Raw genomic sequence first — 13,646 nt, 5'->3', positions numbered from 1 at the left:
CTCTTCTCGTAGTCCGCGAGCATCTCGATGCGTCGGATGTGGCGCTCGTCGCCGGAGAACGGCGTGTTCAGGAAGATCTCGACGAACTTCGTCGCCTCCTCCTGGGAGTGCATGCGGGCGCCGACGGCCACCACGTTGGCGTTGTTGTGCTCGCGGCCGAGGGCGGCCGTCTGCTCGCTCCAGGCCAGCGAGGACCGCACGCCCGCGACCTTGTTGGCGGCGATCTGCTCGCCGTTGCCCGAGCCGCCGATCACCACGCCGAGGGAACCCTCGTCGGCCGCGGTGCGCTCCGCCGCGCGGAGGCAGAAGGGCGGGTAGTCGTCCTGGGCGTCGTAGATGTGAGGGCCGCAGTCCACCGGCTCGTGGCCGGCGGCCTTCAGCCACTCGACGAGGTGGTTCTTCAGTTCGTAACCGGCGTGGTCGGAGCCGAGATAGACGCGCATGGTCCGAGTGTGACACGGCCACGGGCCGCGGGTGTGCGTGGGGGGACGGCCCGCGGACTGCTCACACTCTCCGCAAACTGTGATCTGGACCATAGGACCGCAGGCAAAACAGCGATAACAATCCGGAACCTAAGGTTCCACTGACGCGTTCCCTCCGATTCACTGAACCGTCGCTTCACCGGTGGCCCCGCATGCCTCACGAGGGCAGGGGATACCTCACACGCACCATCCCGGCGTAGCCCGGCGTACCCCGGCGAAAAGGAAAGAACTTCATGACTTCACCAGGACATGAGGGCTCCGGCCTTCAGGCAGGCCTCAAGAACCGGCACCTGACGATGATCGCCATCGGCGGCGTCATCGGCGCCGGGCTCTTCGTGGGCTCCAGCAGCGGCATCGCCGCCGCGGGCCCCGGCATCCTGCTCTCGTACGCCCTGGTGGGCGCGCTCGTCGTCTTCGTGATGCGGATGCTCGGCGAGATGTCGGTCGCCAACCCGACCTCCGGCTCCTTCTCCGCCCACGCCGACCGCGCGCTGGGCCGCTGGGCCGGGTTCTCCATCGGCTGGCTCTACTGGTTCTTCTGGGTCGTCGTGCTCGCCGTGGAGGCCACGGCGGGCGCGGTGATCCTGGAGGGCTGGGTGCCGGCCGTCCCGCAGTGGGCCTGGGCGCTCATCGTGATGCTGGTGCTCACCGCGACCAACCTCGCCTCGGTGGCCAACTACGGCGAGTTCGAGTTCTGGTTCGCGGGCATCAAGGTCGTCGCCATCGGCGCGTTCATCCTGGTCGGTCTGCTGGCCATCTTCGGGGTGCTGCCGGGCGTCGACGCCGAGCAGGCCTCGTGGTCCAACCTCACCGCGCACGGCGGCTTCCTGCCGAACGGCCCGGGCGCCATCATGATCGGCGTCCTGATGGTCGTCTTCTCCTTCATGGGCTCGGAGATCCCGACGCTGGCCGCCGGTGAGGCGGAGGACCCGCAGCAGGCCGTCACCAAGGCGACCAACAGCATCATCTGGCGGATCGGCGTCTTCTACCTGGGCTCGATCCTGGTGGTCGTCACCCTGCTGCCGTGGGACTCGAAGAAGATCGCCGAGGACGGCTCGTACGTGGCCTCGCTCGACTCGCTGGGCATCCCCTACGCCGGCGAGGTCATGAACTTCATCATCCTCACGTCGGTGCTGTCCTGCCTGAACTCGGGCCTGTACACCGCGTCGCGGATGGCCTTCTCGCTCGGTCAGCGCGGTGACGCGCCGAAGGCGTTCGCGACCACCACGCGCAACGGCGTGCCGCGGGCCGCGATCCTCGCCTCGGTGGCCTTCGGGTTCGTCGCGGTCTTCTTCAACTACGTCTCCCCCGACAAGGTCTTCCACTTCCTGCTGAGCTCCTCGGGCGCCGTCGCGCTCTTCGTGTGGCTCGTGATCTGCGTGTCGCAGCTGCGGATGCGGCGGATCATCCTGCGGGAGGCGCCGGAGAAGCTGGTCGTGAAGATGTGGCTCTTCCCGTACCTGACCTGGGCGTGCATCGCGTTCATCGTCTACGTGATCGGCTACATGCTGTTCGACACGGAGTTCGGCAACCAGGAGATCATGCTGCTGACGCTGCTGGTCGCGGCGATCGTGGTGGGCATCGCGCTGGTCCGCCAGAAGCTGGGGCACAACGCCCCGGCCCGCGAGGCCGGCGCCACCGCCCCGGCGGACGAGCCGAAGGCGGGCGTCCCGGGCGCGTGACGCCCGCGGACTTCACGGAACGCCCGGCGCGGGCTCCCCGCGCCGGGCGTTCCGTCGTCCGGCTCGTGTCAGCGCGGCAGGACGAGCAGGGGGGCCGGGCGGTCGCGGTCGGCGGCGGTCAGGGCGGTGCGGATCAGGGTGGCCTGGTGCTCCAAACCCTGGGGGGTGGCGAGCCGGACCCGGGGGACGCGGACCACGGTGACCCCGAGCCGCTCGAGCCGCTCCCGCTTGCCGAGGTCGCCCGGGGCGTCCAGCTCGACGGCGATCCCCTGCTCCGGCCAGTACGCGTCCACGGCGCCCAGCGAGGGCCCCTCCGGAAGGCGGAGCTCCACGTTCCACACCGGGTCGGGCAGCCCGTGCTCCCAGGCCATGCGGTACAGCCGCTCCTCGGCGGCCGCGCGTCCCTCCGACACCAGGACCTCCATCGCCTCCGCCACCCGGGGCCGCCCGCACAGCCGGGCCCGGCGCAGCTCGCGCAGCAGCGCGGACGGTTCGCAGTGGCCGTCGTGGACCGCCTCGGTGAACAGCCGCCGGACGGCGAACGGTCCGGCGTCCTCCGGCAGGTGCGCCACCGCGTCGGCGACGGCCCGCTCGACCGGGGCGACCGGGACCCCGGACGCCAGGTCCGGCACCGGCATCCGGGCCGTGCGCACCACCCGGGCGCAACCGGTGGAGCGGACCCGGCGGGCGCGCGGCACCAGCACGTCGACGACGTCGAGCAGGGACAGGGCGGGCGCCGAGGCGAAGTTCCGCAGGGCCAGCGCGGCCAGGCCGGTGACCACGGCGTCCGCGTGGAGCGGGTCGTCGCGCCGGGGCTGGGCGGGGACGGCGGTGGCCTGCGGCCGTTCCTCGGCGGCCGCGGAGGCCTCCCGGCGGGAGGCGTAGAGCAGGGCGGCGTGCAGGCGCTCCTCGCCGGTGGGCGCCCCCTGACGCAGCAGGTAGACGCCGGGCAGCATCCGCTGCCAGGTGCCGCCCGGCCGGCAGCGGGCCCCGGCCTGGGCGGGTGTCACGCCGTGGGCGCGCAGCTCGGCGGCGGTGACGAGCAGGCGCGCCCCGGAGGAGGCGGCGAGGGGGGTCTCCCCTGCTCGGGCGAAGCCGAGAGCTCGGGGGAGGGAGGAGCGCAGGGGGTCCAGGGGGAAGTCGTGCGTCATGCCCCTTGCCTCCCCCGAACGGAGCAGCATCCGACCCCTGTTACAGGGCCGTCGAGGAACGCTGACCGTTCCGCCATGTTCTGGCGAACATGTGCGCGATACGCGGGTCCGGCTACCCGGCCACCCGCACGGCCCGCCGCTGTCGCACGTACCCCGCCGCGGCCAGGACCAGCGTCAGCGCTCCGGTGGAGAACACCTGGACGCGGGTGCCGGACTCCATGAGCATCAGCGCGAAGATCGCCACGATGCCCGCGACGGCGACCCAGGTGAGCACGGGGAAGGCCCACATGCGGACCGTCATGCGCTCGGGCTCCTGGCGCTCCAGACGGCGGCGCAGCACCAGCTGCGAGACGGCGACGAAGAGCCAGATCACCAGGATCACCGCGCCGATCATGTTGAGCAGCCAGGCGAACACGTCGTCGGGACGCCAGTAGCTCAGCAGCACGCAGAAGAAGCCGAAGGCGGAGGAGGCCAGCACGGCCGCCCGCGGCACCCCGCCGTGGACCCGGCCCAGCGCCTTGGGGCCCTGGCCGCGGCGGACCAGGGAGAAGGCCACCCGGGAGGCGGTGTAGGTGTTGGCGTTCATCGCGGACAGCAGGGCGACCAGGACGACCACGTTCATGATCTGGCCCGCGCCGGGGATCTGGAGGGTGTCCAGGGCGGCGACGTAGGGGCCCTTCTCCACCAGCGCGGGGTCGTTCCACGGCACCAGGAGCACGATCACGGCCATCGAGCCGATGTAGAAGAGGCCGATCCGCCACATCGCCGTGCGGACGGCGCTCGCCACGCCGCGCACCGGGTCCTCGGACTCGGCGGCCGCGACCGTGACGGACTCGATGCCGCCGTAGGCGAAGACGGAGGCCAGCAGACCGACGATCAGGCCGTGCGTCCCGCCGGGCATGATCTCGGAGAGGTCGGCGCCGGCCGTCCCCTCGCTGCCCGGCAGCAGTCCGGCGACGGCCAGCACGCCCAGCACCAGGAAGGCGGCGATGGCCACCACCTTGAGCGCGGCGAACCAGAACTCGAACTCGCCGAAGTTCTTCACGGCGGCCAGGTTGGTGCCGGTGAAGACCACCATGAAGAGGGCGACCCACATCCACTCCGGGGTGCCCGGCAGCCAGCCCGTGACGATCTTCGCCGCGCCGATGCCCTCGAGGCCGACGGCGGTGGAGAGCATCACCCAGAACGCCCAGCCCGAGGTGAAGCCCGCCCAGGGGCCGATCGCCCGCTCCGCGTGCGAGGAGAAGGAGCCGGAGGAGGGATAGGCGGCGGACATCTCGCCGAGCATCCGCATGACCAGCATGACCAGCAGCCCGGAGATCGCGTAGGCGATCACGATCGAGGGACCGGCGGCCGCGATGCCGGCGCCGGAGCCGACGAACAGGCCGGCGCCGATGACGCCGCCGAGCGCGATCATCGACAGGTGGCGCTGCTTGAGGCCGTGGCCGAGGGCGGCGGAGTCCGGGGAGGACGGACCGTGCGCGGGGGCCGGCGGCGAGGACGGGGCCGTGCCCGCCGCGGCTTCTGGGGTGGTGCGTGACATGCAGCGAGTTTGACCGATGCCGTCCGGGTTCGGGGCCCGGGACCGGAATGCGAACGGCCACAGTGCGGAGGGTGAGATTCCGCTTACCCTCCGGCCTTTTTTGGCGGGTCCCCACAAGGCCTCGGGGTGAGCAGCGTCACTCCTCGTCGCGCTCCGACGCGGGTAATTTGTGCGATACCCACGACGTCGTCGTTCCGGCCTTTGTCGAGCACGGACGGTGATGCCGCCGAACGCTCTGGGATAGCGTCGTCGTGTTCGAACAAGCTCCTGTGACACCTGTTCACCCGTTCGTGCCGGCCCGGCGCGAGCCGATCCCCCACCCCGCGGAGAGACCCATGAGCACCGCAGCCGCCCCCGCCCGCTCCGGGCAGGTCCTCGCCGATCTGCTGCCCGCCACCCGCGTCCGGGACGCGGCCCTCGTCCTCTCCGGCGCCGTGCTGACCGGCGTCGCGGCCCAGCTCGCCCTGCCGATCCCGGGTTCCCCGGTCCCGGTCACCGGCCAGACCTTCGCCGTGCTCCTCGTGGGCAGCGCGCTGGGCGCGGGCCGCGGGCTGCTGTCGATGCTGGTCTACCTGCTCGCGGGCATGGCCGGCATGCCGTGGTTCGCCGAGGGCGCCTCGGGCGTCGCCGCCCCGTCGTTCGGCTACGTCATCGGCATGGTGCTGGCCTCCGCCATGGTGGGCGCGCTGGCCCGCCGCGGCGCGGACCGCACGCCGCTGCGGATGGCCGGGACCATGCTGCTGGGCTCCGCGGTGATCTATGCCGTGGGCCTGCCGTACCTGTCCTTCGCCCTCGACCTCTCGGCGGGCCGGACCCTCGCAGCGGGCTTCACCCCGTTCCTGCTGGGCGACGTGCTCAAGGCCGCGCTGGCCATGGGCGTGCTGCCGACCGTCTGGAAGCTGCTCGAGCGCCGAGGCTGACAGCGGCGCACCCCGCCCCCGCGGGGGCACGCGCGAAGGCCCCGGCTCCTGCGAGCCGGGGCCTTCGCGTTCCGCACGCCGCCGCGGCGGCCGGGCGTCTCAGACCAGGTTGGAGAAGTCCGGGCCCTTGGTACGGGTGCGCTTGATCTCGTAGAAGCCCGGCACCGAGGCCACGGCCAGCGTGCCGTCCCACAGCCGCGCGGCCTCCTCGCCCTGGGGGGCGGGGGTGACGACCGGGCCGAAGAACGCTATCTGCTCGCCGTCCTCACCCGGCACGGCGATGACCGGGGTGCCGACCTCCTGGCCGACCTTCTCGATGCCCTCCCGGTGCGAGGCGCGCAGCTCGGCGTCGAACTCGAAGTCCTCCTGGTCGTGGTACTCCATGAGCTCGGCCGGCAGACCCACGTCGGCCAGGGCCCCGGCCACGGCCTCGGGGGTGGTGCCCTCCCCCTTGTTGTGGATGCGGGTGCCCAGCGCCGTGTAGAGCGGGCCGACGACCTCCTGCCCGTGCTTCTGCCAGGCCGCCGTCACCACCCGCACCGGCCCCCAGGCCTTCTTCTCCAGCATCTCGCGGTACTCGGGCGGGAGTTCGTCGAGCTTGTCCTCGTTGAGGACGGCGAGGCTCATGACGTGCCAGCGGACCTCGACGTCCCGGACCTTCTCGACCTCCAGCATCCAGCGGGAGGTCATCCAGGCCCAGGGGCACAGCGGGTCGAACCAGAAGTCCACCGGGGTCCTGGCGGCGGTCGTCTCGGACATGGCGCTCCTCGGATGCGTGTAACGGTCGATTCCCTGGCCCAACACGCCGCCGGCCCGGTCAATTCCCGGATGCCCGGTTCCGGCGCACCGTGGGAGGATCGTCGCCGATCATCACCCGCTGATCGTCCACAGATGCCCAGACCCGGAGGAGACGACCCTTGCCCGGTGAGAATCTGTCCCGCGAGGAGGCCCGCGAGCGGGCCGCGCTGCTGTCGGTCGACGCCTACGAGGTGTCGCTCGACCTGCGTTCGGCCCTCGGGGAGCACACCGGTGACGGACCGCGGACCTTCCGCTCCGTCACCACCATCCGCTTCCGCTGCGCCGAGCCCGGCGCCGCCACCTTCGCGGACCTGATCGCGCCGAGCGTCACCGCGGTCTCCCTCAACGGACGCGACCTGGACCCCGGCGCCGTCTTCGACGGCTCGCGCATCCAGCTGGAGGACCTCGCCGCCGAGAACGAGCTGGTCGTCGACGCGCAGTGCGCCTACTCCCGCACCGGCGAGGGCATGCACCGCTTCGTCGACCCGGAGGACGGCGAGGTCTACCTCTACACCCAGTACGAGCCCGCCGACGCCCGGCGCGTCTTCGCGAACTTCGAGCAGCCCGACCTCAAGGCGCCGTTCCGCTTCGAGGTGCGCGCCCCCGAGGGCTGGACCGCGTGGAGCAACGGCGCCGGCGAACTCACCGACGGCGTGTGGCGGTTCGCGGAGACCCGGCCGATCTCCACCTACATCACGGCGGTCGTGGCCGGCCCGTACCACTACGTCACCGACAGCTACAGCCGTGAGCTGCCCGACGGCACCCGGCTGGAGATCCCGCTGGGCGCGATGTGCCGCAAGGGGCTGGCCCCGTACTTCGACGCCGACGACGTCTTCCTGATCACCAAGCAGGGCCTGGACTTCTTCCACGAGAACTTCGACTACCCGTACCCGTTCGGCAAGTACGACCAGGCCTTCGTGCCCGAGTACAACCTCGGCGCCATGGAGAACCCGGGCATGGTCACCTTCCGCGAGGAGTACATCTACCGGGGCAAGGTGACCCGGACCTCCTACGAGCGGCGGGCCACCACCATCCTCCACGAGATGGCCCACATGTGGTTCGGCGACCTGGTCACCATGGAGTGGTGGGACGACCTGTGGCTCAAGGAGTCCTTCGCCGACTTCATGGGCACCTTCTCCCTGGTCGAGGCGACCCGGTTCACCGACGGCTGGATCAGCTTCGCCAACATGCGCAAGTCGTGGGCCTACCGGGCCGACCAGCTGCCCTCCACGCACCCGGTCACCGCGGACATCCGCGACCTGGAGGACGCCAAGCTCAACTTCGACGGCATCACCTACGCCAAGGGCGCCAGCGTCCTCAAGCAGTTGGTGGCCTACGCCGGCCGGGACGCCTTCCTGGAGGGCGCGCGCCGCTACTTCAAGCGCCACGCCTACGGCAACACGCGGCTGGGCGACCTGCTGTCGGTGCTCGGCGAGACCAGCGGCCGGGACATGACGTCCTGGGCCAAGGCCTGGCTGCAGACCGCCGGGGTCAACTCGCTCACCCCGCAGGTGCTGCTGGACTCCGACGGGCGGATCGAGGAGCTGGCGGTGCTGCAGGAGGCCGCCGAGTCCCACCCGACGCTGCGCCCGCACCGGGTCGCGATCGGCCTCTACCGGGTCGACGGGGGCGAGCTGGTCCGCTACGCCCGCGCCGAGGCCGACGTGGCCGGCGCCCGCACGGTGATCGGCGACCTGGCCGGCGCGGACGCGCCGGACCTGGTGCTGGTCAACGACGACGACCTCACTTACTGCAAGGCCCGCTTCGACGAGACCTCGCTGGCGACGCTGCGCGAACATTTGGGCTCGCTGACCGACCCGCTGGCGCGGGCGCTGTGCTGGTCGGCGCTGTGGAACATGACCCGGGACGCGCTGCTGCCGGCCCGCGAGTTCGTGGCGCTGGTCGTGCGGTTCGCCGGGGTGGAGAGCGAGATCGGCGTGCTGCAGATGCTCCACGCCTGGGCGCGCACCGCGCTGGTGCGTTACGCGGCGCCGCTGTGGCGGCCGGAGGGCGAGCGGCTGCTGGCCGAGGGCGCGCTGCGGGAGCTGCGGGCGGCCGGGGCGGGCGGGGAGCACCAGCTCGCCTGGGCCCGGTTCCTGGCCTCCGTCGCCTCGGCCGAGGGCGAGTTCGCGCTGCTGCGGGGGCTGCTGGACGGCACCGAGAAGATCGACGGCCTGGAGATCGACCAGGAGCTGCGCTGGGACTTCCTGGAGCCGCTGGCCGCGCACGGGCTCGCCGACGAGGCGGCGCTCGCCGAGGAGCGGGGGCGCGACAACACGGCGTCGGGCGAGCGGCGTCAGGTGCGGTGCCTGGCGGCGCGGCCGTCCGAGGCGGTCAAGGCCGAGGCGTGGGACGCGCTCGTGGAGTCGGACGCGCTGTCCAACGCGCTGGTGGAGGCGACCATCGGCGGGTTCTCCCAGCCGTCCCAGCGGGGGCTGCTCGCGCCGTACGCGCAGCGGTACTTCGCGATGCTGGAGCGGGTGTGGGCACAGCGGTCCATCCAGATCGGCCAGGACCTGGTGGAGGGGCTGTACCCGTGGCTCCAGGACTCCGTCGCCACGCTGGAGGCGACCGACGCGTGGCTGACGGCGCACGAGGACGCGGCGCCGGCGCTGCGCCGCCTGGTCCTCGAGGCACGCGACGACCTCGCCCGGGCGCTGGCCGCCCAGGAGTGCGACGCGGCCGCGTGACGCGGGTCCCGTGACGCGGGAGGGGGCGCCCGGTGGTACCGGGGCGCCCCCTCCTTGCGTTCCTCGCCGGTGCGTTGCACGGCTGTGCGTGCCCCGCCCCGCCCCGCGTCGCTCGCGCGGGGCGGGGTCAGCCGCGCCGCGTCACCTGGCGCCGGCGGCGGCCTGGTCGGCCGCCTGGGCGCGCAGGGCGCGCTCCACGCCCGCACGCGACTCGGTCACGATGCGCCGCAGCGCCGCGACCGGCTCGGCGGAGGACAGCCACGCGTCGGTGCGGGCCAGCGTGTCCTCGGAGACCTGGATGCCGGGGTACAGGCCCACCGCGATCTGCGAGGCGAGCTCGAAGGAGCGGGACCCCCAGACGCCCTTCAGCGCCTCGAAGTACTTCTCCGTGTACGGCGCCAGCAGCTCCCGCTGCTCGCTCTGCACGAAGCCCATGATCACGGCTTCCTGCACGGCGTTGGGCAGCTTGTCGGACTCCACGACCGCCGCCCACGCCTCGGCCTTGGCCTCCGGCGTCGGCCGCGCGGCGCGGGCCGTGGCGGCGTGCCGCTCGCCGGCCGCGGTGCGGTCGCGCTCGTACTCGGCGGAGATCTCCGCCTCGTCGAACCGGCCGGTGGCGGCGAGCCGCTGCACCAGGGCCCAGCGCAGCTCGGCGTCGACGGCGAGACCGTCGAGGCTGCGGGAACCGTCGAGCAGGGCCTCCAGGAGGTCCAGCTGGTCCGGCGTGCGGGCCGCGTCGGCGAAGGCGCGGGCCCAGGCGAGCTGGTGGTCGCTGCCCGGCTCGGCGGACCGCAGGTGGGCCAGGGTGGCCTCGGTCCAGCGGGCCAGCAGGGCGTCCCGGTCGGCCGGGGCGGCGTACGTCTCCAGCGCCAGCTTGACCTGCCGGTGCAGGGACTGGACGACGCCGATGTCGGACTCCTTGGCGATGCCGGAGAGCACCAGCTCCAGGTAGTCGCGGGTGGCCAGCTCGCCGTCGCGGGTCATGTCCCAGGCGGAGGCCCAGCACAGGGCGCGCGGCAGGGAGGACTCGAAGTCGCCGAGGTGCTCGGTGACGAAGGCCAGCGAGCGCTCGTCGAGGCGGACCTTGGCGTAGGACAGGTCGTCGTCGTTGAGCAGGACGACGTCCGGGCGGGCCGTGCCGGCCAGCTGCGGGACCTCGGTCAGCTCGCCGTCGACGTCCAGCTCGAGGCGCTCGGTGCGCACCAGCTTGCCGCTCGCCGTGTCGAGGCTGTAGAGGCCGATCGCGATGCGGTGCGGGCGCAGCAGCGCCTGGCCCTTGGCGCCGGCGGGCAGCGCGGGGGCCTCCTGACGGACGGCGAAGGAGGTGATGACACCGGCGTCGTCGGTCTCGAGCTCCGGGCGCAGGATGTTGATGCCGGCCGTCTCCAGCCACTTCTTCGACCAGTTCTTGAGGTCGCGGCCGGAGGTCTCCTCCAGCGCGCCCAGCAGGTCGGGCAGGCGCGTGTTGCCGAAGGCGTGGCGCTTGAAGTAGGCCTGCACGCCGCGGAAGAACTCGTCCTCGCCGACGTACGCCACCAGCTGCTTCAGGACGCTGGCGCCCTTGGCGTAGGTGATGCCGTCGAAGTTGACCATGACGTCTTCGAGGTCGTTGATGTCCGCCATGATCGGGTGGGTGGACGGCAGCTGGTCCTGCCGGTACGCCCAGGTCTTCTCGGAGTTGGCGAACGTCGTCCAGGCGTGCGGCCAGCGGGAGCCGGGCGCGGCGGCCTGGCAGGCGACCGAGGTGTAGGTGGCGAACGACTCGTTCAGCCAGAGGTCGTTCCACCACTCCATGGTGACCAGGTCGCCGAACCACATGTGGGCCAGCTCGTGGAGGATCGTCTCGGCGCGGCGCTCGTAGGCGGCGTCGGTGACCTTGGAGCGGAAGACGTACTGGTCGCGGATGGTGACCGCGCCCGCGTTCTCCATGGCGCCGGCGTTGAACTCCGGCACGAAGAGCTGGTCGTACTTGGCGAACGGATACGCGTGGTCGAACTTCGCCTCGAACCAGTCGAAGCCCAGGCGGGTGACCTCGAAGATGTGGTCGGCGTCGAGGTGCTCGGCCAGCGAGGGGCGGCAGTAGATGCCGAGCGGGACCGTGCGGCCGTCCTTCTCGTAGGTGCTGTGCACCGAGTGGTACGGGCCGGCGATCAGCGCGGTGATGTAGGACGAGATCCGCGGGGTCGGCTCGAACGCCCAGACTCCGTCCTTGGCCTCCGGGGTGGGCGAGTTGGAGATCACGCTCCAGCCCTCGGGGGCCTTCACGGTGAACCGGAACGTCGCCTTGAGGTCCGGCTGCTCGAACGAGGCGAAGACGCGGCGGGCGTCCGGCACCTCGAACTGGGTGTACAGGTAGGTCTGCTCGTCGACCGGGTCGACGAAGCGGTGCAGGCCCTCACCGGTGTTGGTGTAGGCGCAGTCCGCGACGACCCGCAGGACGTTCGGTCCTTCGAGCAGGCCGGGCAGCGCGATCCGCGAGTCCTGGAAGACCTCGGCCGGGTCCAGCGGGTCACCGTTGAGGGTGACCTCCAGGACGGCGGGCGCGACCAGGTCGATGAAGGACTCCGCGTCGCGGGCGGAGGTGAAGCGCACCGTGGTGACGGACCTGTAGGTCGCCTCCCCCTCCGGGGCGCCGGAGATGTCGAGCTCGATCTCGTACGAGTCGACGGTGAGCAGCTCGGCCCGCTGCTGTGCCTCTTCGCGGGTCAGATTGGTGCCAGGCACGCGGTCATCTCCTCGTTGTGCGTAGGTTGCGCCATCCTTCCACGGGCTCCGGCCTCCGCGCGATGAGGTAACTCCGCCTGTGGACGAACCGCCCGGACCCCCTGTGGACGACGCCGGGAAACCGCGACGGGCGGCCACCCGTGAGGGTGACCGCCCGGCGTGCCGATGACGGGTGGCGGCTACTTCGCGGAGAGCTCCGCGGCGACGAGCTCCGCGATCTGGACGGCGTTCAGCGCGGCGCCCTTGCGGAGGTTGTCGTTGGAGACGAACAGCGCGAGGCCGTTCTCCACCGTCTCGTCGCGGCGGATGCGGCCCACGAAGGAGGGGTCCTGGCCGGCCGCCTGGAGCGGGGTGGGGATGTCGGTGAGGACGACGCCGGGGGCGTCGGCCAGCAGCTCGGCGGCGCGCTCGGGGCTGAGCGGGCGGGCGAAGCGGGCGTTCACCTGGAGGGAGTGACCGGAGAAGACGGGGACGCGCACGCAGGTGCCGGAGACCTTGAGGCCGGGGATCTCCAGGATCTTGCGGGACTCGTTGCGGAGCTTCTGCTCCTCGTCGGTCTCGTTCAGGCCGTCCTCGACGAGGTTGCCGGCGAAGGGCAGCACGTTGAAGGCGATGGGCCGCTTGTAGACGTCGGGCTCGGGGAACTCCACGGCGGAGCCGTCGTGGGCGAGCTTGTCGGCCTCCTCGACCACCTTGCGGACCTGGCCGTGCAGCTCGGCCACGCCGGCCACGCCGGAGCCGGAGACGGCCTGGTAGGTGGTGGCGACCAGGGCCTCGAGGCCGGCCTCCTCGTGGAGCGGGCGCAGCACCGGCATGGCGGCCATGGTGGTGCAGTTCGGGTTGGCGATGATGCCCTTGGGGCGGTCGGCGATCGCGTGCGGGTTGACCTCGGAGACGACCAGCGGGACCTCGGGGTCCCTGCGCCAGGCGGAGGAGTTGTCGATCACCACGGCGCCCTGGGAGGCGACCTTCTCGGCGAGGGCCTTGGAGGTGGCGCCGCCGGCCGAGAACAGGACGATGTCCATGCCCGAGTAGTCGGCGGTGGCGGCGTCCTCGACGGTGACGCCGTCCAGGTCGCGCCCGGCGGAACGGGCGGAGGCGAACAGGCGCAGCTCCGTGACGGGGAAGTTCCGCTCGGCGAGGATCTTGCGCATGACCGTGCCGACCTGACCGGTGGCTCCGACGATTCCGACCCTCACGGTGCGACTCCCTTGCGTCTGTGTGCTGCGACGTCTGTGTCCTGTGTGCGGCGCCGCGCGTGCCCTGGTGCGCGATGTCCGGTTTCCATCATGCGGCGGCCACCGGGTGACCTGTCCAATCCTTTGCCCGTCCTCTCGCAGGTCGGACAGGGGTGCGGACGCGGGCCCGGCGGCGATCCTGCGGCGCCTACCCCTCGTCCCCCGCGCGAATCCTGCGTTCACGGGCGGCGGGCGCAATCCCTCCGGACGCGGCGCGATGACGTCCCGGCGATGTGACGAACGCCATTTCGCTGTCGCGGCGAACGTTTCCGCGCCGTCCGGCGTCGTAGGGGCGAAGGGGCGTGACGGGAGGGGCGGCGTGCTGCGCGGACGGGTGCGTTTCAGAGGCGCGGCGGGGGCCGACCCCGCCGACCCGCTGGAGCCTGAGCAGGAACGGCGGGTGCGGGCGGTGCTGGCG

The 13,646-nt window shown here is 72.0% G+C and carries 9 protein-coding genes; 3 read left to right on the top strand and 6 right to left on the bottom strand.

Annotation, left to right across the window (positions count from 1 at the left end):
• A partial coding sequence (locus tag ACOV8S_RS20080; protein ID WP_448319173.1) for a ribose-5-phosphate isomerase occupies positions 1–443 on the bottom strand: 443 nt, incomplete at its 3' end.
• Between the two features lie 272 nt (positions 444–715).
• Here ACOV8S_RS20080 and ACOV8S_RS20075 point away from each other — a divergent pair.
• Positions 716–2,164, top strand: coding sequence for an amino acid permease (locus tag ACOV8S_RS20075; RefSeq protein WP_448319172.1), 1,449 nt, complete (start codon positions 716–718; stop codon positions 2,162–2,164).
• A gap of 68 nt (positions 2,165–2,232) precedes the next feature.
• Here the strand turns inward: ACOV8S_RS20075 and ACOV8S_RS20070 are convergent, their stop codons facing one another.
• Positions 2,233–3,315, bottom strand: a complete 1,083-nt coding sequence (locus ACOV8S_RS20070) for a hypothetical protein (protein WP_448319171.1) — start codon at positions 3,313–3,315, stop codon at positions 2,233–2,235.
• A 112-nt stretch (positions 3,316–3,427) separates the two neighbouring features.
• Positions 3,428–4,858 carry an amino acid permease gene (locus ACOV8S_RS20065; protein ID WP_448319170.1) on the bottom strand — a complete coding sequence of 477 codons (1,431 nt, stop codon included), beginning with the start codon at positions 4,856–4,858 and terminating at the stop codon, positions 3,428–3,430.
• A gap of 335 nt (positions 4,859–5,193) precedes the next feature.
• Here ACOV8S_RS20065 and ACOV8S_RS20060 point away from each other — a divergent pair, with 335 nt between their 5' ends.
• Positions 5,194–5,778, top strand: a complete 585-nt coding sequence (locus tag ACOV8S_RS20060; RefSeq protein ID WP_448319169.1) for a biotin transporter BioY — start codon at positions 5,194–5,196, stop codon at positions 5,776–5,778.
• A 99-nt stretch (positions 5,779–5,877) separates the two neighbouring features.
• Here ACOV8S_RS20060 and ACOV8S_RS20055 read toward each other — a convergent pair whose 3' ends face one another.
• The gene (locus ACOV8S_RS20055; RefSeq protein ID WP_448319168.1) at positions 5,878–6,537 is read right to left on the bottom strand and encodes a mycothiol-dependent nitroreductase Rv2466c family protein; all 660 of its coding nucleotides are present in this window, start codon (positions 6,535–6,537) and stop codon (positions 5,878–5,880) included.
• Between the two features lie 158 nt (positions 6,538–6,695).
• Here ACOV8S_RS20055 and pepN (ACOV8S_RS20050) point away from each other — a divergent pair, with 158 nt between their 5' ends.
• Positions 6,696–9,266 carry an aminopeptidase N gene (gene pepN, locus ACOV8S_RS20050; RefSeq protein ID WP_448319167.1) on the top strand — a complete coding sequence of 857 codons (2,571 nt, stop codon included), beginning with the start codon at positions 6,696–6,698 and terminating at the stop codon, positions 9,264–9,266.
• Between the two features lie 141 nt (positions 9,267–9,407).
• Here pepN (ACOV8S_RS20050) and pepN (ACOV8S_RS20045) read toward each other — a convergent pair whose 3' ends face one another.
• Positions 9,408–11,990 (bottom strand): aminopeptidase N, encoded by a 2,583-nt coding sequence (gene pepN, locus ACOV8S_RS20045; RefSeq protein ID WP_448319166.1) that lies wholly within the window; start codon positions 11,988–11,990, stop codon positions 9,408–9,410.
• Between the two features lie 179 nt (positions 11,991–12,169).
• Positions 12,170–13,189 (bottom strand): aspartate-semialdehyde dehydrogenase, encoded by a 1,020-nt coding sequence (locus ACOV8S_RS20040; protein WP_448319165.1) that lies wholly within the window; start codon positions 13,187–13,189, stop codon positions 12,170–12,172.
• Between the last annotated feature and the right edge of the window lie 457 nt (positions 13,190–13,646).

This window comes from Streptomyces sp. CO7 (assembly GCF_053474865.1).
This window is presented reverse-complemented; position numbering and strand designations above follow the sequence as displayed.